This window comes from Paenalicyclobacillus ferrooxydans (genome assembly GCF_001399675.1).
Taxonomy (GTDB): domain Bacteria; phylum Bacillota; class Bacilli; order Alicyclobacillales; family Alicyclobacillaceae; genus Alicyclobacillus_B; species Alicyclobacillus_B ferrooxydans.
The window spans coordinates 1-19588 of the sequence record NZ_LJCO01000017.1 but is presented as its reverse complement, the minus strand read 5'-3'; the positions used below and the strand labels follow the sequence as shown (position 1 = coordinate 19588).

General features: G+C 52.6%; 24 protein-coding genes. 10 read left to right on the top strand and 14 right to left on the bottom strand.

Going from position 1 to position 19588, the window contains the following annotated elements:
* Nucleotides 1-11: 11 nt before the first annotated feature.
* The 4 genes from AN477_RS04300 to AN477_RS24265 form a co-directional block, all read right to left on the bottom strand.
* Nucleotides 12-710 (bottom strand): DUF190 domain-containing protein, encoded by a 699-nt coding sequence (locus AN477_RS04300; RefSeq protein WP_054967948.1) that lies wholly within the window; start codon nucleotides 708-710, stop codon nucleotides 12-14.
* A 22-nt stretch (nucleotides 711-732) separates the two neighbouring features.
* Entirely contained in the window at nucleotides 733-1098 is a 366-nt protein-coding gene (gene crcB, locus AN477_RS04295; RefSeq protein ID WP_054967947.1) for a fluoride efflux transporter CrcB, read from the bottom strand.
* Nucleotides 1095-1490: a fluoride efflux transporter FluC gene (locus AN477_RS04290; protein WP_054967946.1), complete on the bottom strand. Its 396-nt coding sequence runs from the start codon at nucleotides 1488-1490 to the stop codon at nucleotides 1095-1097. The genes crcB and AN477_RS04290 overlap by 4 nt, the downstream gene beginning before the upstream one ends.
* 137 nt (nucleotides 1491-1627) lie before the next feature.
* Nucleotides 1628-1789 carry a hypothetical protein gene (locus AN477_RS24265; protein ID WP_157061811.1) on the bottom strand — a complete coding sequence of 54 codons (162 nt, stop codon included), beginning with the start codon at nucleotides 1787-1789 and terminating at the stop codon, nucleotides 1628-1630.
* Nucleotides 1790-2115: 326 nt separating this feature from the next.
* Here AN477_RS24265 and AN477_RS04285 point away from each other — a divergent pair, with 326 nt between their 5' ends.
* The 3 genes from AN477_RS04285 to AN477_RS04275 all read left to right on the top strand — a co-directional run bounded on the left by AN477_RS04285 (nucleotide 2116) and on the right by AN477_RS04275 (nucleotide 3722).
* Nucleotides 2116-2655, top strand: coding sequence for a c-type cytochrome (locus tag AN477_RS04285; RefSeq protein WP_054967945.1), 540 nt, complete (start codon nucleotides 2116-2118; stop codon nucleotides 2653-2655).
* Nucleotides 2656-2840: 185 nt separating this feature from the next.
* Nucleotides 2841-3446: a DedA family protein gene (locus AN477_RS04280; RefSeq protein ID WP_054967944.1), complete on the top strand. Its 606-nt coding sequence runs from the start codon at nucleotides 2841-2843 to the stop codon at nucleotides 3444-3446.
* Nucleotides 3447-3470: 24 nt separating this feature from the next.
* Entirely contained in the window at nucleotides 3471-3722 is a 252-nt protein-coding gene (locus AN477_RS04275) for a YuzB family protein (protein WP_054967943.1), read from the top strand.
* Nucleotides 3723-3806: 84 nt separating this feature from the next.
* Here AN477_RS04275 and AN477_RS04270 read toward each other — a convergent pair whose 3' ends face one another.
* From AN477_RS04270 to acpS, 8 genes are all read right to left on the bottom strand, one after another.
* A complete protein-coding gene (locus AN477_RS04270) occupies nucleotides 3807-4025 on the bottom strand; it encodes a DUF2922 domain-containing protein (RefSeq protein ID WP_054967942.1) in 219 nt (72 codons plus the stop codon).
* 101 nt (nucleotides 4026-4126) lie between these two features.
* The gene (locus tag AN477_RS04265; protein WP_054967941.1) at nucleotides 4127-4366 is read right to left on the bottom strand and encodes a DUF1659 domain-containing protein; all 240 of its coding nucleotides are present in this window, start codon (nucleotides 4364-4366) and stop codon (nucleotides 4127-4129) included.
* 341 nt (nucleotides 4367-4707) lie between these two features.
* Nucleotides 4708-5058: a type II toxin-antitoxin system PemK/MazF family toxin gene (locus AN477_RS04260; protein ID WP_054967940.1), complete on the bottom strand. Its 351-nt coding sequence runs from the start codon at nucleotides 5056-5058 to the stop codon at nucleotides 4708-4710.
* A gap of 4 nt (nucleotides 5059-5062) precedes the next feature.
* Nucleotides 5063-5335 (bottom strand): CopG family ribbon-helix-helix protein, encoded by a 273-nt coding sequence (locus tag AN477_RS04255; RefSeq protein ID WP_083485943.1) that lies wholly within the window; start codon nucleotides 5333-5335, stop codon nucleotides 5063-5065.
* 113 nt (nucleotides 5336-5448) lie between these two features.
* Nucleotides 5449-6651 carry an alanine racemase gene (gene alr / locus AN477_RS04250; RefSeq protein ID WP_054967938.1) on the bottom strand — a complete coding sequence of 401 codons (1203 nt, stop codon included), beginning with the start codon at nucleotides 6649-6651 and terminating at the stop codon, nucleotides 5449-5451.
* A gap of 207 nt (nucleotides 6652-6858) precedes the next feature.
* Nucleotides 6859-7857, bottom strand: coding sequence for a LolA family protein (locus AN477_RS04245; protein WP_054967937.1), 999 nt, complete (start codon nucleotides 7855-7857; stop codon nucleotides 6859-6861).
* A gap of 53 nt (nucleotides 7858-7910) precedes the next feature.
* Nucleotides 7911-9365 carry an NAD(P)H-hydrate dehydratase gene (locus tag AN477_RS04240; RefSeq protein WP_054967936.1) on the bottom strand — a complete coding sequence of 485 codons (1455 nt, stop codon included), beginning with the start codon at nucleotides 9363-9365 and terminating at the stop codon, nucleotides 7911-7913.
* Nucleotides 9366-9470: 105 nt separating this feature from the next.
* Complete coding sequence (gene acpS, locus AN477_RS04235; RefSeq protein WP_054967935.1) at nucleotides 9471-9845, bottom strand: holo-ACP synthase; 375 nt, start codon at nucleotides 9843-9845, stop codon at nucleotides 9471-9473.
* 547 nt (nucleotides 9846-10392) lie between these two features.
* On the opposite strand from acpS, the gene AN477_RS04230 reads away from it, so the two are divergent.
* From AN477_RS04230 to map, 5 genes are all read left to right on the top strand, one after another.
* The gene (locus AN477_RS04230; RefSeq protein WP_054967934.1) at nucleotides 10393-11121 is read left to right on the top strand and encodes a hypothetical protein; all 729 of its coding nucleotides are present in this window, start codon (nucleotides 10393-10395) and stop codon (nucleotides 11119-11121) included.
* A gap of 65 nt (nucleotides 11122-11186) precedes the next feature.
* On the top strand, nucleotides 11187-11378 hold the full coding sequence (locus AN477_RS04225) for a hypothetical protein (RefSeq protein WP_054967933.1): 192 nt from the start codon (nucleotides 11187-11189) through the stop codon (nucleotides 11376-11378).
* Nucleotides 11379-11957: 579 nt separating this feature from the next.
* Nucleotides 11958-13241: a kynureninase gene (kynU, locus tag AN477_RS04220; RefSeq protein WP_054967932.1), complete on the top strand. Its 1284-nt coding sequence runs from the start codon at nucleotides 11958-11960 to the stop codon at nucleotides 13239-13241.
* Between the two features lie 201 nt (nucleotides 13242-13442).
* The gene (locus AN477_RS04215; RefSeq protein WP_211265952.1) at nucleotides 13443-15308 is read left to right on the top strand and encodes a S9 family peptidase; all 1866 of its coding nucleotides are present in this window, start codon (nucleotides 13443-13445) and stop codon (nucleotides 15306-15308) included.
* Between the two features lie 229 nt (nucleotides 15309-15537).
* Nucleotides 15538-16284 (top strand): type I methionyl aminopeptidase, encoded by a 747-nt coding sequence (gene map, locus AN477_RS04210; RefSeq protein WP_211265951.1) that lies wholly within the window; start codon nucleotides 15538-15540, stop codon nucleotides 16282-16284.
* A 141-nt stretch (nucleotides 16285-16425) separates the two neighbouring features.
* Here map and AN477_RS04205 read toward each other — a convergent pair whose 3' ends face one another.
* The gene (locus tag AN477_RS04205; protein ID WP_245631711.1) at nucleotides 16426-17586 is read right to left on the bottom strand and encodes a VIT1/CCC1 transporter family protein; all 1161 of its coding nucleotides are present in this window, start codon (nucleotides 17584-17586) and stop codon (nucleotides 16426-16428) included.
* A gap of 181 nt (nucleotides 17587-17767) precedes the next feature.
* On the opposite strand from AN477_RS04205, the gene AN477_RS04200 reads away from it, so the two are divergent.
* Nucleotides 17768-18151, top strand: a complete 384-nt coding sequence (locus AN477_RS04200; protein WP_054967930.1) for a DUF488 domain-containing protein — start codon at nucleotides 17768-17770, stop codon at nucleotides 18149-18151.
* Between the two features lie 39 nt (nucleotides 18152-18190).
* On the opposite strand, the gene AN477_RS04195 is transcribed toward AN477_RS04200, so the two are convergent.
* Nucleotides 18191-18568, bottom strand: coding sequence for a toprim domain-containing protein (locus tag AN477_RS04195; RefSeq protein WP_211265950.1), 378 nt, complete (start codon nucleotides 18566-18568; stop codon nucleotides 18191-18193).
* A gap of 162 nt (nucleotides 18569-18730) precedes the next feature.
* Here AN477_RS04195 and AN477_RS25195 point away from each other — a divergent pair, with 162 nt between their 5' ends.
* A complete protein-coding gene (locus AN477_RS25195; RefSeq protein ID WP_054967929.1) occupies nucleotides 18731-19288 on the top strand; it encodes a hypothetical protein in 558 nt (185 codons plus the stop codon).
* Nucleotides 19289-19588: the final 300 nt, after the last annotated feature.

The following is a 19588-nucleotide window of genomic DNA, read 5'->3' as shown; positions in this document are numbered from 1 at the left end:
CCATCCTGTGCTCATACCGACTGCCCAGGTATAAAGACCGCCGGGCCTGCTGCCTTCTGAAAATAGGGTTGCAGAGCGGCAAGTACGTTTGCGGTGTCAATGTCCCTCGTTAAAACCGCCTCAAGCACGATAGGCGCTTTATTGGTCATGGAAAAATTATGGGTGCGTCGGAGAACCTGTTCTTTGCCGAACCCTTCTAATGCTGAATACACGTTGACCCAAGGAACGCCGAGTTCGGAGAGCTTTTCGAGTAAGACTTGGTGCAGGGGCTCACCACCGACCATATCCGATTCCTTCATATACACCTTCACAAGTCCGCTGTCCGCCACCGGATCGACCGTCCCTTCAGAAGTTACTCCTGTTTGTTCTCTGTTCAGCGTTTTCGCATCCATGACATGATCCGTTGTCCACGCCTGCAGGTTTTGTGTGACGATCTCCCTGACGAGTGCGATAACCTGGTCCATCTCATTCGCAGTGGCAACGCACTCTAAGGTCACAGGCAGATTGTCCGACAGATACTCAGAATGGATATCCTGAATCTTTCCACGCCGATCAAACCCTTGTTCTGCCCGGGTTACAGTGACACCGCTGATGCCCTTTTCCCACAGTTGCTCGACGAGGCGTTGATAACGCGGCGGGCCGAACCATCCCTTGCGCTCACCTTCGTACATTCGAATCTCGAGATACTTCAGGTGCTCCGTTTTGCTCACCCCCTGAAGAAATTATCAGTCTTTATACCCACTGTGCCATCCAAGAGAGCAGAAGTCCACTTGAAAACGAACCGACAATGTAGACCACTCCACGGACAGGGCGCGTTTGAACTAACTGAAGGGCTTCGACGGACATGGTTGAAAATGTCGTAAACGCCCCACAAAACCCGGTCCCAAGCAGCACCCACCAGTCCGGTGCCGAGTGGTGCACATCCAGCTCTTGATAAAATACGCCGAGCAGTAAGGTCCCGATGACATTGACAACGAATGTACCCCATGGAAATTCACTTGCTCCGACCCGTTGCATGACAAACCTTCCGACTCGATATCGCATGATGGACCCAACTGCGGCTCCAAGTCCGACGAAAAAAAGTGTAACGCCGGTCATGGAGTCCGACGACCTTCGGGAGTAGTCCATGCAATCAATGAGGCTGCGATGGATTTCCCGGCAAACGCAAGCGTCACGCCGCCTGACAAACTCAGCAGCCCGTAGACCACAGCAAGCAGCGGATGGATGTAGACGAGGTCAGTCGTTTCCAAACAAAAGGTTGAAAATGTGGTGAAAGCCCCTATGACGCCCGTCCCGAACCCAGCCCGAAGGTACGAAGGCAGGCCGTGTTCGTCTGCAAATTGATAAAAAAACGAAAGCACAAAGGTACCAACGAAGTTAATGGTCAGCGTGGGTAAAGGAAATTGATAGGGGCGCGGCATGATGATTTCAAGGAATAGACGGAGCATCCCGCCAATTGCCCCACCAACCATAATGGCGAGATCGGCCATGTATCAGACTCCTCCCAAAAGTGAAAAACCTACGGCGTTACCTTTTGGAGAGTCCAAAAGCGCCGTAGGATTCTGCTTTGAGTCGATGTTCTCTATTCTTTTTATCATGTGGATATGCCACCTGAAACATACAACGCCTAACAGAGCTTTTTTTGAAATCCGAATCCTAAGGGGCCGAACTGTACATGTACATTTGGTCTGCCGACAGCCACTCCGAGTGCCCAATACCGTGGCGTCAAATCAATAACAATACGCCTGCGTTTGGTTTTCAACACTGCAAGTCTGCGTTGCGTAACCATAATGAACCTCCTCCGTCGAGAATATATATCCTCATGGTATGCAGACGCCCAAAGAGAGGGCGGGTACAACTGCCTGTGTAAAACTGCACAGACTATGTCGAGCCGGAGGGGGTTCGTCAATAGGATTTGAATAAAAAAACTTCCAGTCAGAATACACCGTTCAAAACCGCCAACAAACTGTCGATTTCACGTTTGTATCAGGCTTGTCGCGTGTTTATGGGCTTGCTATGATATGGGAGACTGCTTTTATCAGAGCCGCTTATGGCTCATCCTGACACAGCAAAGATTGCTGTGTGCCCACCCTGTGTGGAAAGGAGTTTGGACTCATGAAATTATCCCCTTTAGGCGTGTTTGTCGTTCTACTTGGCGCGCTCGCCGGCATTTTTATCTGGGTCGTCGGCTACATTGGCTTGCCAAATGGCAGCACACACCGCCAACTCGCAAAGAACCCTCCTATTCAATCATCGGTGGTTGCTTCAGCTTCCTCTGGCTCCACAAATGGCAGCGGCCAGAGCAGCACATCTGGTAATTCGTCGGGATCCACGGCGAGTACATCCGGAAGCGGATCGGCATCGGCACCAGCGCAACTGGTAAACCTGCCAAAAATCCCAGCATCCCAGATTCACTTGGTAGATACCACGATGCCGGGATACCAGATTTTCGAATCAACGTGCAGCGGGTGTCACGGACAGTCTGCGGAAGGCGGCTTTGGACCTCCGATTTACGCGATCGGAAAATATTGGAGCCAAGCGCAAATCCAAGCATTCGTAACCCAAGGCCGTGGTGCGATGCCCCCAAATGGCAGTCTCTCCAGCAGCAGCCAAGTACAACAGGTTGTCGCCTGGCTGGCCAACCAGAAGGGTTGATGGAAGTTCGGTCCGTCGACTTGGTTTAGGCAGCAGCGTCGTTTGGCCGATTGAAAACTACGATGTGAGACATGTGAGCAGGCATTCGATGCCTGCTCACCTTTTTGCGTAGAAGACCAAGTGCATCATCTCGAACTTGTCCTCGTATGTATTAAAGAATCAATCTGGACAGGTGGCGGTGAGAGATGCTCGATTGGTTTGGACACGGTGCGGAGGCAGTGCTGTCGCTTGGATACCTGGGTACATACCTGGCACTCGTTGTTGAGGGTCTTGGACTGCCTTTCCCTGGTGATGCGGTGATGGTTCTATACGGTCTGGCCGCTGCAAACGGGAAGTTTCAACCGGGAGCCTTAATCCTGATTAGCGTTGCTGGATATCTCACTGGGGCGGTTATCAGTTACGCACTGAGTCGCTATTTCGGTTCCGTGTGGCTGGACAGGTGGAGGCCATCACGAATGATGAACCTGCGCAGTTTTGAACGTACGACGTCTTTGCTCAATAAGTATGGCCCAATGTTATTGGTTCCTGGCCGTTTTCTTCCCGGCGTCCGATCCGTTAGTTCCTATGTCGCCGGGGCCGTGCGGATGGAATTCTCACCGTTTTTTCTCTACACTGGGATCGGTGTGATTGCTTGGTGCGCGATCTGGGTTTTGCTAGGGTTTTGGTTTGGGGAACACATCACTGCAGTCATGCACACGATACAATCCTACTTGCTGTACATCACAGGAGGCCTGTTTGCAATCGGAGGAACGGTCTGGGTCGTCCGGAGAAAGCTGCGGACTCCGAGCTGAAGGGATATTGGATGTGAATGACTGATGGAGAGCATCAAGAAACTAGAAGTCTGTATCAGTAATCTTGAAGTAGGAACGCAGATGGTGTGGGATCGGATTGGCGAATTATTCCCAGACATCCGTCTCATCCGTTGGGGATGCCTTGGCTATTGCCACCGATGTATTCATGTACCCTACGTACTTTTGAACGATACCGAGTATATTGAAGCGCAAACGGTTGAGGAGCTTCTCGAGAAGGTGATTGACCGGATCGAGAAAGGCAGCGTACACGAATGACGTGAAGACGGGAAGCGGACTGGTCCGCCTGTTGGAACCAAAGTGGCTGCGCAACAGTCGGACCAAGCCCGCTTTTTATCCGTTTTAGAGGACTGCGTTGCTGTCTGTCTGAACCTCGGTCGCTCCAACCTTCTTCACAATAACGCCTTGCGGGAATGCGAAGATGCCTTTGGAAACGATGAGATCCATCGTATTATTTACCGCAGCACTATCGACTGGTTGTTTTGGATTTTGAACGGTGATCCGAACCTTTTTATTCTGGTCCGTCAGAAAATCCATTTGCAGGGACATCTTGGTCGCCATGATTTCACCCTCCTTCTGTATTGATATCGCCTCGCATCTCACAGGTCACGGGTCACGAGTCACGGGTCTCGGGGCAGCGCCCCGCAAACCATCAGGTCAGATTACGGAGTTGTGGTTGCCGCAGTGCTGCTCAGGCCGTTCTGGTCGACTCGCGTAACCTGGTACAGGCTGTCAGCAAAGAGGCCCGCTAATGCCTGGCCAACAGCGAGTACGTCATCGTCAGCCGCACTCGGCAGTACGTTGGCGTAGTTACGATTCAGGAGCTTTGGTGCTCCACTCGCCGTGGTACCCACCTGAAACTGAAGTTGCAAATGACGCGAGATTGGTGTCACTTGTGCCATCTCTCACTCACTCCTCTCATGCGCTGATTTTGTTTGCGCACTGAGGGAGATGCCATGGTTGATTAGTCTGGGGGACAACGTTTTAAGGAGAGTCCTTGCAGGGAACTTAGATATGGTGGCCGCAGGGTCCGCCTGGGATAGGCCGCCGGGGCGAATAAAAAGATGATGGAATTGCTATGCGAGTGGGTACGGGTTGTGCCTTACTGTCAAAAAAGCACGTTCAAAAAGCGGAATCTCGCTCATCAAAGCAAAACGGGGATGTTTCATCGTAAAGGAGCTTGATCGTAAATAAGCTTGATCGTAAATAAGCTTGACCGTAAAGAAGTGCGTCCTCGAATCGTTTAAAAGTCAACCAAGCCAAGACTGATCTGCAGTCCGTCGTTGACGCGTCTCATCATCTCATCGTCTAAGTGGGTGATTTTATCTGTTAAACGCTGCTTGTCGATGGTTCGAATTTGCTCGAGCAGGATGACTGAATCCCTCTCCAGCCCGCCTTCCCGAGCTTGAACCTCGACATGTGTTGGTAGTTTTGCCTTCTGAATCTGCGCGGTTATGGCTGCTATAATCACAGTGGGGCTAAACCGGTTACCGATGTCATTTTGAATGACCAGTACCGGGCGAAAACCACCTTGTTCTGACCCAACAACCGGGGATAAATCAGCAAAGAATATGTCCCCGCGCTTCACGTTCAAAGGCTCACACCCCACTCACCAAGCGTTCGACTGTACCGCCTGCTTCTTGTTCCACAAGGAACGCTTCCGAAGCCATTCTTAAATTAATTGGAGCCATTTCTAAATAACCTTGCTGCAACGCTGTCCTGATATCGTCTTTCCGTCGCTCAATGACGTACTGGCGCATCGCTTCTCGAATCACCTCACTGCGGTTTGTTTGCCTCCGCTGTGCGATACCATCTACTTGCTCCAACAACTGCTGCGAAATGCTCAGTACAATGCGCTTCTTCTCGGACACGCGCCGCACACCTCCAACACCAACCTGCCATTAATACACGAGCTATTATAGCGAAATGAACGGCTCAAGTAAAACGAGTTTCATACACAATGTGTAGACTTTTCGTCTCTCACTCAGCCATGGAAGTAAATTCTGGGCACGCGCTCCGATAACGCACACATAAGTTCGTATGAAATGGTCCCTGCCAATCTTGCTAATGTGTCCAAAGACACAACAGCGGGCTGAGTCGCCACCTTAGCAAATGTTGCTTCCACATACTTGGTAATTTCCGTTTCCGGGTGCTTGAGAAATTCCACTTGGTTCCACTCATCCGGCGCAGCTTGCCCGTATAGTGTCACCCAATCCCCATTTTGAATTCCTAGTACGTCCGTAACATCTACCATCAATTGATCCATGCAGACGTTACCGATAACAGGAGCAAGTTGTCCGCGAACATAAACTTGGCTCTGATTCGATAAAACTCGGAAGTACCCGTCTGCGTAACCAACCGGAACGGTGGCGACAAGCGTTTTTCGCTTGGCAGTGAACGTTGCTCCGTAGCTAACGGTCTCGCCGATATCGATGAAAGCTAGACGCTGAATCTGAGCAAAAAGACTCAAGGCCGGCTGCAGGGGGATCGGCAACGGGAAGTCTGGACTGGGTGGATAGCCATACGCGCTGACCCCCACTCTCACCATGTCATGATGCAGGGCCTTGTTTCTAAAGGTTCCTGCACTGTTTGCAAGGTGAACAGCAGGCGGACGGAGGCCGTGTTGCTCAAAGACACGGAGTGCCTTATCAAACCTGGCAACCTGAGCTGTCAAATGGGCGGCGTCTTGTGCATCAGCACAGGCCAGGTGCGAATACAAGCCAGCGAACCTCAAATCGGATCGCGACTCTATCCATTTTGCCAAGTTAACTGCCACAGCGGGATCCTGATAACCGAGCCGACTCATCCCTGTGTCTAGTTTGATATGCACATCAAGTGGAGGGTCACAGGTGCCGAGACCTTCATCTTCCCAATTGGATGTCATGGTCACGGCGATCCGATGCCTTGCCGCAACAGGTAGTCCATGAACAGGTACGCGCCCGAAAACAAGCACTGGGGCTGTAATGCCTGCCTTGCGAAGCTCCATTCCTTCTTCAAGCGAAGCCACTCCGAGTGCGTGTCCTCCGCCCTGAATCACAGCCTGGGCGGCTTGTACGATACCGTGTCCATATCCAGCTGCTTTTACAGCTACCAATAACTTTGTCTCTGGCCCCAGAAGGCCAATAATGTTTTCTACATTGCGCGTGATTGCCTGGAGGTTTACGACGGCAAACGTTCCCCGGAACATCTTGCTCCCCCTCATTCAAAGCTGCTGAAAGTAGTGTAGCACTTATCGGCGTCACTGACGGTACAAATCTTGCAGGCTCTATCAGTTTTGTGAACACACGACCTCCACACCCCAAGAATACAAACTGGCCCCAAGTTCGGCTGCATCAGCCGTCCTTGAGGCCTTAGGCACTCGTTTGCGTGCAAACTCAGCAGTCATCCCGATGCTTTATTTCCCGACCTGTCCAAAGGTGGAAATTGCAACTTGCCGCATTTGGTCGACTGTCATCTGTGAACTCGTCAACGAGAATTCAACCCCGTTGTTCATCCACGTGAGCTGGTGTGCATTCCCGGACCCTGACAAAATTCCTGGTACGCCAAACAGGTCAACCAGTTCAGCGCTTGGCAATCCTGCTACCCCGGCAGTCGGACGCCACTCTTCAAGCGTGAATCCGTAGGGACCACTGTAACGCATCAGCATATCGTCTGACGACTGTGGTTGCTGCAGTTGGAGCTTATCACCCGTCGGGATCTGCAGCGGTTCAATGTAGCCAAACTCACTCATGCTCGCCATGGTCGTTGTAGCTTTGCCAGACTGGGCGAGTTTCTGGGGGTCGAATTCCGCTGAAGTGAATTTCATCCCCTGTTGGAAGCTCAGGAAGTCAATCGTGACAACCGCCTTGTTTTGCTTATCCAGCAAAACGACCTGTTTCGGCGCATAGGTTCCCTGTGCGAGCTCCACCTTTTGCGTTGTCACCACATCGTTTTGAGGTGTCACAGGCATCGTGAACGTCAGGTTGTTCCCCGATTTGGCCAGCTTCACGTTGTTGCTGTTGACGATCTGTTGAAGGATCTGATCGTAGAGGTAAATGTGCCCTTGGTTCTGCGCCCAGTTGCCATTAAATCGAAACACCTTCTGAAGTGAAGGACTTACAATAAACATTCCGTTCGGGTTCTTAACAATGATTTGATTGATTTGCTTGTTCGCATCACCCAGAGCAATTTTGTAAGTATTTGGAGAATCATAGCTAGTCACAATATAATAGGTCTGCGATCCGTTGTCCATTTGCACAGTCATCTTCGCTGTGGTCTGGTAATTGGTTGCATCAAGTGTTTCTGCCTGGGTCTCCAGTTTCGATACCACATTCTGCTTCGTCGGCGCACCGCATCCTGCGACAAGCCCAACGACAATCCCTGTGGCAATAATCAAACCGGTAACTTTACGCATTGTCCACCTCGCCTTTCATCGACGAACCACACGGACGATTCGCCCTTGGGAAATCATGTCGAGATGGATCGAATTGCGCGGGAAATAAAGTCGACAATATCCGACGCCATGGTGCTCGCAGATGTCAATTGTTCACCTGCCATTTCACCTGCCCGACCGTGGAGCCAGACAGCGGCGCATGCAGCTGCATAAGGGTCAAGTGATTGAGCCATCATTCCACCAACCATACCAGCAAGGACGTCGCCGGTTCCCGCTGTCGCCAGCGATGAATCCCCCGTCGGATTGACATGGACCCGCCCGTCAGGACTCACCACCAGTGAGTGAAATCCTTTGAGCACCACAATCGCTCCTGTCTTTACGGCAAGTTGTCGCGCCGCTTCCAATCGATGTGCCTGAACTTCATCGGTTGACCATCCGAGCATGCGGGCACACTCTTTCGGATGCGGTGTGACGACAGTAGAATGACGAGACTTATCAAGACTTCCAATCAGTTGCAACCCATCTGCATCAAGTACTACTGGCCCTTTGAATTGCTCCAGTACTTGACGCCACGCTTCCGCGTTTGCACCGAGGCCCGGCCCCATGACCAGCGCCCTTGCCGCTGCAGGCTCCGTCCAACCGTCCGGGCGGACCTGTACGACGAACTCTGGAGGGGTACTCACCTGCAGTCTATCAGTCGCCATGAGCGCAATCAGTCCGGCTCCGACCCTGGCAGCTCCCATACCAGCCAAGACCGAGGCACCTTGCATCGCCCCGACTGCAACAGCCAGCCTGCCATAGGTTCCTTTGTTGGACTCATTCAAGCGTTTTGGCAACAGCTCACGCACCATTGAATGCGTGATGAGACGTGCCATATCATGCGACTTTCCAGACTTCTCTACGAGGCTAGCGACAGGAATACCGATGTCGACTACCTCGACTTTGCCGGCATAGTGACAGCCGGGTGAGATTGCAGTACCCAACTTCTGGGCAGCGAGACAAACTGTCCGGTAAGCCCGTACCGCGTCCCCTGTCACCTCACCTGTATTCGGGTTAACCCCAGTTGGAATGTCTACTGCAACAATGGGACGTCCACTGTCATTCAGTGCCGCTGCAAGACTTTGTAAAGCACCCTGAAGCGGTCTGTCGGTTCCGGTCCCAAGTAGTGCGTCGACGTAGACATCCGCGTCTGGAAGCTCATCACCCGGTGAGTACACTCGCCACGGCACGCCGGCAGCGACGGCTGTCTTTGCCGCCGTGGCAGCGTCATGGTTGAGTTGCTCCGGTGGGACCACGGTCACTACCTCGACCTCGGCTCCGTACTGGTGACACCAGCGGGCTGCGATCCAGCCGTCTCCTCCGTTGTTACCCTTGCCTGCACAGATGACGACTCGATGCGGTGAATCTTCCATGACCTTGTCTGCGACTGCTTTCCCGGCATGATCCATCAAGACGATTCCTGGTACAAAAAGTGCGTGAATGGTGTGATTGTCGAGTGCCTGCATTTGATCTCTCGTTACAAGATACACTCGGTACCCTCCCCGAGGATTGGTAAAAGCATATTCAGCCCGTCCGACAAATAGTACAATCCTGGCCCGTCCAGGAGACGAGGTGTTGCGGAGAGTACACCGTCTTTAGGGGCGCTCCAAAACTGCAACTGCAAACGCGATGTCATTCGTGTGAGAAATAGACAGGTGCCAGTTGACGTCTGTTGCACTGAGTGGATGATCCGAAGCCGTAAACTCAACGGCGAGTCCCCGATCGGTTGTCCGAACGTCCACGAACGCCATTTTGAGCCGTGCCAGACCCAAACCGCTCGCCTTGGCCATCGCCTCTTTCAGCGCAAACCGACCCGCCGTAAATTCGACTCGCCGGGACTCTGCATACGTTCTCGCCAGAGCGAACTCACCCGTTGATAAAATCCGCCGCAAAAATGCGTCCCCGTATCGTTCGTATGCTTTGGCAATGCGCGGGACCTCAACAATGTCGGTGCCAACCCCAGCTATCACCGCATACACCTCCTCTATCAGTTACTCCTCTATCAGTTACTCCTCTTATGTGAAAGCAGCGAAGAGAAACGCCTCAACGCCAGGATGCAACGAACAAAACTTCCTCTCTTGCTCGTTTTTTGCTCAATGACTTGAATTTAAGAGACAAAAGTTCCCTTACGGGCTCCTTCCCGTCAACTTCCGGGGAGTGCAGACCCCACAAGGGAATTTTCGTCCGTTGTTGAGATCCACCGAGCCCTGAATTAGTCATTAACGAACATATCTTCCCCTATCTTGTCACAACTGGAATTCACCGCTGGGGGCTTCCCTGATAACCTCGTTCGTGTCATAACTGGAATCCACAGTTGGGGACTTACCATGTCTTGTACCAGCGGCATCAACGGCTTAAGGCTCATCTGCAACCTTTCTGTCCCGGCTTGTAATCAGCGCCAGAGATTTGTCCGTTCCTTGAAACAAACGCCTGATGCTTGTTACCTCCTCCGATCAGAGGTAGACTCTCCATGTTGAAATATGTAGATGGTGGATGTCGAGAAAGGTGGTACCCTGTTTGCTCAAACGCTTTTGGCGTTCATTTATCGGTCTTGTCCTATTCTTATTGGTTGTGGATGTGCTCTCCTGGATCTACATTGTAACCCACCTGACTTTACAAGTCGCTCCGACAGGGATCCTGGGACGTCTTGTTCTTCCGACCGAAGCCCCGTCCATATGGAACCTCATCCAACCCGGGAACACGAAAGATTGGCTCCCACCATTTGTTGTTCTGATTGTTCAGGTATGGTTAACGGGCGGGTTCTACGGGACACTGATTCGCGCAAACACCAATGAACAAGTCAATACAGCTACTTTTATCGTAGACGGCTCTCGCACCTTCGTAAAACTGCTGTTGTGGAATCTGTTGTGGGCAGCTGTATCGATGGTCGTCCTTGGGGTCAGCCGCGGTCTGCCTGCTTTTGCCCCCGGACTGGGCATACTCGTTCTGTTGTTACGGTTTGCCTTTATGTTTGGCGACATTGCCCTGGTCGCGGAAAAAGACCCGCGCTATGCACTGAAACTGGCACCAAGCTTGTTAATTCAACAGTGGCTTGTAATGTTGCCGCTTGCCATCGTTATCATCGTGCTCACCGACCTCGGAAGATGGCTGTCTGGAAGCACCAGTTCAGGACTTTTGGTCGTCGTCGCCGGGGTGTACAGCATTGCTGTTGCTTGGACACTCCATATGGTCGTCGCCCGATATCTCTACTTTTCGAAATGGATGGAGAGAAGCGCTCGCGCGTAAAGCTGAAAATTATGTACAAGTATGGCACAATAGGTTTTGAACCTTGATTGACGGAGAGAGGACTGATGAGGGTGTTGCACCTCGCGATTAGAGGGGTTTTTGCACTTGTGATTGCGGCACTATTTACATTGTTCGTCGCGAAACGCCCCGGCGCGAGACCGATGAACCGCCGAAAACTCGTTGCCCTGTTTGTGGTGGGACTGATTATCAGCGGCGTGTTTCTGGTTTCCGACAACTACTATGCCGTATCGGCTTAACAAGGCAGCTGCTCCCGCTTAACGAGCCGGCGGCTTCAGCTCCCCACAAGAGACAGCTGTGCTGTACTGCAGAGCCAGTGTTTCTATTTTGATATACAGGCTGCCCTTGAAAGGTGTCTGTATGACCTGTCTGTATGACCTGTCTGTATGACCTGTCTGTATGACCTGCCTGTGTAAGTTGCCTGTATGACCTGTCTGTATGACCTGCCTGTGTAAGTTGCCTGTATGACCTGCCTTCATGGCTGTCGATTGTCAGCCTGAAGATAGGTCAGGCGAACCTATTCTACACGAGTCCAGAAGCGGCTGTAGCGCTCTACATAGGATTCGCGTTCTCCCCGCTTCGATCCGGTTTCATCCTCCGGAGGGATCACAGTCTGGCCGCAACTCGGGCACGTCCACGGTTCGTCGAAGGCTGCACTGGAATATGCGGGTTCTTTACAGTATGGGCAGATAGCTGAAGGCATGGGATCGCTTCCCCTCAAATGCTGATGCTACGAAAGCTATTATCCGATTTTCTAGTCATTTCTTCAACAACTCTTATCCAAATTCAACCTATTAAATTTGTTTGGGTGGTGTGATATGACGGACCAAGCATTAACCCGTGCTGAAGCAGCCCGTTTGGATATAGAAGACAAGCTGAGCAGCTTCCGAGAAAGATTCTACATTCCCGATGGAACACTTTACTTTGACGGAAACTCCCTTGGGCTCTTGTCGAAAGATGCTGAAGCTTCTGTGCAGCGAGCGCTCGATGCCTGGAAAACCTACGCCATTGACGGTTGGACAAAGGGTCCTGAGCCCTGGTTCCATCTGCCAGAGACACTCGGTGGCCTGTCCGCACCGCTGGTAGGCGCTCTGCCGAGTGAGGTTATCGTCAGCGGATCGACCACAGTGAACCTTCATACCCTGCTTGCCACATTTTATCGGCCCACAGGTACGCGGACCAAGATCCTTGCAGATCGCGAAAATTTCCCGTCTGACCTGTACGCCATGCACAGCCATATTCAGCTTCACGGGCGTCCGGACGAGGACCTTGTGCTAATCGAACCTGATGAAAACGGTCTAATGTCCGAACAGACAATCATTGATGCCATGCAGGACGACATCGCACTCATCCTCTTACCTTCCGTCTGGTATAAGTCAGGGCAACTCGCCGACATACGACTTTTGACTGAGGCTGCACATGCCCGAGGGATTGTGATTGGTTTCGATCTCGCTCATTCCATCGGCGCGCTGCCGCACGAACTCCACGATATCGGTGTTGATTTTGCCGTCTGGTGCAACTACAAGTATGTGAACTCCGGTCCGGGGGCAACCGCCGGCCTGTACGTTCATGAAAGGCATCACGATAAAGCGCCCGGTCTCGCCGGATGGTTTGGTTCCGACAAAGACCGTCAGTTTGACATGGCATTCCCGCTCACACCAGCCCGTTCCGCGAGCAAATGGCAACTCGGCACGCCGCCCATCCTGGCGACGGCAGCCATTGCAGCGTCGCTGAAGATGCTGCACGAGGCAGACATTACCGCCATCCGTGCTAAGTCCCTGCAGCAGACCAGCTATCTGCGTAAGCTGCTCACGCATTTTGTGATTGACGCAGACCTTGGCGGCAACATTAGAACCCCAATCGAAGACAGTCGCCGAGGCGGACATATCGCCTTTGAGCACGAGGATGCTGTACAGTTGGCCAAGGCTTTACGAGTGGAGGGAGTCGTACCAGACTTTCGGCCGCCGTACACGCTGCGCTTTGCTCCTGCCCCACTTTACACCAGCTATCAAGACATCTACGACGCGGTCATGATCATTTCGGACCTGCTCAAAACCGGCCGACATCACGCATACAGCAAAGAGCGCGACGTGGTGAGCTGACAAAGTCATCCACTTGGCCTGGCCCACCGGTTTTACCGGAACCGACCGGCCACCCGTAAAACCGGTGGGGCCGTGGTTTCCATCGCAGATGTTTTCAGCGACTGCGGTTCAATATCTGGGGTATCTGCCATTCAATATCCGCGGTTCAATGTCTGCGGGTGAACATCTGCGGTTCAACACAACCATCAAGGAGGCGCTTTCATGACACATTCAGATGCAATCCAGGCAACAATCCCATCTCCGATCCCGATTGAACGCTATATGGAGGTTCGATCGTCTTCGGGTCCCAGTTTTTCACATGATGGCAAGACGATGTACTTCCTGTCCACCATCACAGGCATGAATCAGGTGTGGGCTTTATCCGAAGGGCGCCCTTGGCCTGTCCAGCTAACTTTTTTCTCCGATCGCGTGATGGCTGTCTCTGCGTGTCCAACAGGAGACGTACTCATCATCAATGGAGACAATGGAGGCAGTGAGAATGCACAGCTGTACCTGACAGACAGCACCGGCGTATCAGTTCAAGACCTGACTGGCGATCCCGCTCACATCCACAATTTTGGCAGTTGGTCGCCGGATGGACGGTCGTTCTCTTACACGAGTAACCGTCGCGACGGCCGTGCTTTTGACGTCTACCTCTACAACATGGATACAAATACACATCGCCCCGTACACCAGAGTGATCATACCAACCGCTCGGGTCGCTTCCACCCATCCGGAAAATCTATTCTGGTGTCACGTCACTACAGCAACCTGAACAACGACCTTTTTCTGGTTGATATTGAAACGGGTGAGATGCGGCTTTTGACGCCTCATGAGAGTGAAGCATCCTTCACTAGAGCTCAATTCTCACAAGACGGAGCATACCTGTATGTGCTGTCAGATTTAGACAGCGAGTTTACCAGAGTTGCCCGTATTTCACTCGACAACCTCTCGCTGACTTGGATAACCGATGACAAGTGGGATGCAGAGAACCTGGTTCTTTCGTCAGATGGTCGATATCTGGCGTTTTCGAAAAACGAAGACGGTACATCAAAGCTCTACGTACTCGAAGTACTCGAGCAGGATGCAGCACATGACGTACCCGAGTGGTCAGCCGTGGCGGGCTTGCCAGCACTCCCCGCCGGAGTCGTTGCGGAGGTTCGTTTTGCCCGAGATAAATCGCGTCTCGCCCTTACCCTCAGTACGCCGTCTGCCGGAATTGACATCTGGACCCTGAACCTGTCGGATAAAGCGCTCAGTCGGACAACATTTGCGGCAGCATCAGGGGTGCCTCAGACTGCATTCGCAGCGCCTGAGCTCATCCATTACCCGTCCTTTGACGGATTATCCATTCCGGCGTACTACTACCGTCCACAGCATTCAGATGGACCGTATTCGGTCGTCGTATATGTACATGGCGGCCCAGAATCCCAGAGCCGAAACGGGTTCAACCCGGTCGTTCAGTACTTCGTCAACCAGGGCTACGCAGTGCTTGTACCCAACGTTCGCGGCAGCAGCGGTTATGGCCGTACTTATGTCCACCTCGACGACGTCAGAAAACGCATGGACTCTGTTCATGACCTCGCCAGTTCGGTCGACTGGCTGGTTCAAGAAGGTAATGCCCGTAAAGACGCGATTGCAGTGATGGGCGGCAGCTACGGCGGTTTCATGGTCCTCGCAGCCGTGACCCACTACCCGGACCTGTGGGCTGCAGGAGTAGATATTGTCGGCATCGCGAACCTGAGAACGTTTATGGAAAACACGAGTCCCTACCGCCGGCACCTGCGTGAGTGTGAATATGGTACCGTAGAGCAGGATGGGGCGTTCTTTGATGAAATTTCCCCGATTCACCACGTAGACAAAATTCAGGCACCGATGATTGTTATCCACGGAGCTAATGACCCTCGTGTGCCCGTTGGTGAAGCAGAGCAGATTGTCGGTGCTCTTGAGTCCCGCCAACATCCAGTTCAATACCTTCGATTTGAAGATGAAGGGCACGGTGTGGTGAAGTTGACAAACCGGATACGGGCCTATGGACAAATTGCACGGTTTTTAGAACAACATCTCTCGACACTCAAAAATCAATGAGAATCGTCGAATAGTGTCGTGAACCTTGTTTCACATAGAACAGGACCCCCGAATCTGGTTGGTTAACCAACGGGGGTCTTGTGCTGTTTAGACACCCACCTATCTGGCATCTGTTGCAGGTCAACCACATACAATTGCGCTGCCAAGACGAGGCATTGGAGTACAATAGATCGTCAGATGTGGTACAGTGGAGTAATGGAATGATTGTTTCATGAGCGGAGGTATCGACATGATAGTCACTAAAAGCAAGCATGAAATAGAAATTATGCGCGAAGCGGGGAAAGTTGTGGCGGGATGTCACGCAGCGCTTGCAGACTTTATCAAACCTGGCATGACAACGATGGAAATTGATGCGTTTGTCGAGCAGTTTATTACGAAGTACGGCATGGAGCCTGCCCAGAAAGGCTATAACGGATATCCGTTCGCCGCATGTACGTCAGTCAACGATGTCATCTGTCACGGCTTTCCGAGTGACTACCGTCTCAAAGACGGCGATATTATTACAGTTGACATGGTTGCACTTCATAAAGGGCTGCATGCGGACTCAGCATGGAGCTACGCGGTAGGCGAGATCAGCGATGAATCGCGCCACCTCATGGAGGTAACGAAAAAGGCGCTGTTCATCGGGATCGACCAGGCCGTGATTGACAATCAAATTTCTGACATTGGACACGCGATTCAGACCTACGTGGAAGGCGAAGGACTGTCTGTTGTTCGTGAATACATCGGACACGGCATCGGCAGACAGATGCACGAGAAACCAGAGGTCCTACACTACGGCCCACCGCACAAGGGACCACGTATCCGAAAAGGGATGACGTTCACCATTGAGCCGATGGTCAACACTGGCACCTACCGGACCAAACTCGAAGACGATGGCTGGACAGTACGCACGGCAGACGGTGGACTGAGCATTCAGTACGAACACACCCTCGCTGTCACAGACAATGGACCTGATATCTTGACCCAACTTTAAGCTCGATATCCTGACACCCACGGCCAGCAACCTCTGACGTTCGATAGAACACTGTGAGCTCACATCAAGTTAATAAAAGGCAGGCTCAGCATCTGTGGATGCGAGCCTGCTTTTTTATCAGAGGAACATTCACGACGAATATCAGCCGCCGAGATGCGTACCAAACAACACTGCCCCTACCCAGCCAAGGCCGTACGACGCAATACCAACGATAAAGCCGACTGCTGTCATCTCTAAGCCACTCGTGAACCAGCTTCGAGTTGTAATGAGGCTTTTTGCCGCGCCTACTGCGAAGTGAGCCAGGATGCTGACGACTGCAGCTGCGATGAGCGCAGGGATACCACCGATAAAGAAGAACGGAATCAGCGGAATCAAGCCCCCGACAAGCGTTGAGAGGGCGCCAAAAATCGCTGACCGCCAAGGGCTGCCAAGGCTTGCCTCATGGAAGCCGAATTCTTCTTGGACCATCGTTTTCAGGAACTGGTCTTCGTCAGTCGCGATTTGATCAGCGATGCGGGCCGATTCTTCCGGAGAGAAGCCCTTTAACTGATACAAGAGGGCCAGTTCTTCGACCTCGTGCTCCGGGTCATTCTGAATCTCCCGCCGTTCCTGAGCCTGGGTGGTTTGCATCACTTCGTTCTCGGACTTTGTCGCTAACCAAGCGCCAGCGCCCATGGACAGGGTACTCGCCAAGGCTCCGAAAAACCCGCTGATGAGAACCGTGTGCGTATTGGACGTGAAACCGGCGACACCAGAGATGATACCGAAGATGGCACCAAGGCCGTCGTTCACACCATAGATCGCATCACCGACCCAGTCGCTCGATCCGCTTGCATGTCTTTCGCTCTTCCACATCTTATCTAAACGCTTCTCAGCACCCCCGGAGTGCTCCAGTAACGATTCCATATCTTGATGGGCAGCTTCGTCAGCGTCGATCTGGTCAAGGATTGCAATCAGATTGTCGTCTTCGATCACGTTGCGCAAAGACGAGTACCATGTCATGTTGTTGTGCTCAACCTCGTCGATCCGCTTCATCATTTGAACTGTGTTCATGTTTTTCGGCAATTCAACCTCTGGTTCGACCAAGCTTTCCGTTGGATACTCCAACTCCTTTAGCTTGTCCACCCAGGTCTGCGCATGTCTAAACTCTACCTCTGCGAGCTTGAGCAAAATCTCTTTACGCTTTGGATCGTGTTCACGCTGTGCCGTCAACTGGTACAACTTGGCTGCTTCAATTTCCTTTCTCCAGCTCTCTACAAGCGTTTTCTTCAAATAATTTTGCTGTTTACCGTCAATCTCCATACCGTCTCCCCTCCACGACGGCCCAATTGTAACATGGAGCCCTCATCACACATGTTTTTTTACGCAACTGGACATGCCCTCTGCATCCACAATGGAACCAGCCGACACGAAATGTCTGGACGCTGTCGTCCTCCGTGATTGAGTATACTAAAAATGAGTCTGATACTGGGAGGATCATAACATGACAATCTCCATAAAGCGGATCTACACGCCTATTGACAAAACAGATGGATTTCGAGTCCTGGTGGACAGGCTCTGGCCCCGCGGGATATCCAAGGACAACGCCCGCCTTGATATGTGGGCCAAAGAGCTCGCCCCGAGCACAGAACTACGGACCTGGTTTCACGCCAATACAAATGAGTTTGCGCAATTCCGTGAACGGTATCGGGCAGAGTTACTCTCTTCCGAGGAAGCCAGAGAGACCATGCATCAGCTCGAGCGCATGGCTGCTGCAGGTCCCGTAACCCTGCTCTACTCTTCACGATTTGAACCTGAGAACAACGCTTCGGTGCTGGCGGAACTGATTCAAGAAAAAACGTTTGAGCCGCCATGCGATGATGTCTAAGCTGGGCCAGCGACCACACCTCATCCCGTTGTTGTGCACCTATGGCTCTTGGCCGTTCTCTTCAAGCAGTTGTTCGTCTATGACAAAGTGGGCGGTGTGAAGAATCTTCGCTAAATACGGCAGCGGCGTACGCGCCACCTCGCGATACACCCGAGTCGTGTAGAGATGTCTGGCGTTCGGCAGCTCCTGTTTGAGCTGACTGCGAAGTTTCATACCCGGCTTGTCAGCGTCCACAAGCACGTAGACGTCTGCATCCTGAAGCGGAACAATCCACTCCTCGACCTTCTCGTAACTCAGTGTCCCTCTGGTGCAGACAATTGTGACAGGCTCCATCAATACCTGCAGTAATCGCTCCTCATCCGTTTTTCCCTCAACTACGATGACCTTTCTTGGAGCGGGCTCAAACGGTTCTGTCACAATCCATCACTCCTTTGGCATACATCTGTTGTCTTCGTAGATTGTCCTACCAAGAGCTCACTTAGGGCACTCCTCCTTGGTGGAAACGATGTCCAATCGTCCACCCATTGCTCTCCATTGTCGCATACTGTGTTACGGATCGGGAAACGGAGGTGGATACAGTTGTACAAACAGAAGAAACGTCCGGGTACCGTTTCACTTACACCGCAACAGCGCAAACAAGCGTTGAAATTGCTTGAAAATCCCGAAATCCGTCACGCAATTACGGGCGGACGCAACGATGTTGATGCAGAGGAGTGTTTCCTGCCCCTGCTCCTGATGCTCGGAGGGCTATGGGGAGGAAAACGTTTCGCTGGCGGACGATCCGGTGGTGCCGGTGGTGCCGGTGGTGCCGGTGGTGCCGGTGGTGCCGGTGGTACCGGCGGTTTTGGCGGCCTCGGCAATCTTTTTGGAGGCCGGTCCGGCTTCGGAGGCGCTCAAGGCGGCAGTGGTTTTGGCGGATATGGAGGACCGGGGGCGGGCGCAAGCCCTTGGTTTGGCGGGCCCGGCACTGGAGGCCTCGGCTTTTTCGGCGGACCCGGTTCCACAGGTGGATACGGTGGTCCTGGAGGGTCGGGCGGTTACGGTGCGTTTGGCGGGCCAGGTACTGGTGGATCCGGCGGGCATGGAGGGTTCAACTGGTTTGGCACGATGGGCCGTGGATTCCCCTTCATGTTCTGATGAGGGCTTTGCCTGCCCATGTACGTCAAACCTCTGGTTCAGGATGGTTGAGCTTCGGGATGGTTGAGCTTCGGGTGGTTGAACTTCAGGAGGATTGAGGTTCAGGATGGTTGAGGTGAGGGCTGAGTTCAGCCCTCTTTTACATAGCGCAAAAGTCCGAAGGCGCACAAAGAAATCGGGTAAGAGGGGGTAAGAAGCCCCCGTCTCCCCACACCACCGTACATGCGGGTCCGCATACGGCGGTTCGCCATGCTTGCCCAACCATGACCACATGGTTGATGGGATGATGTGTGATTCGTG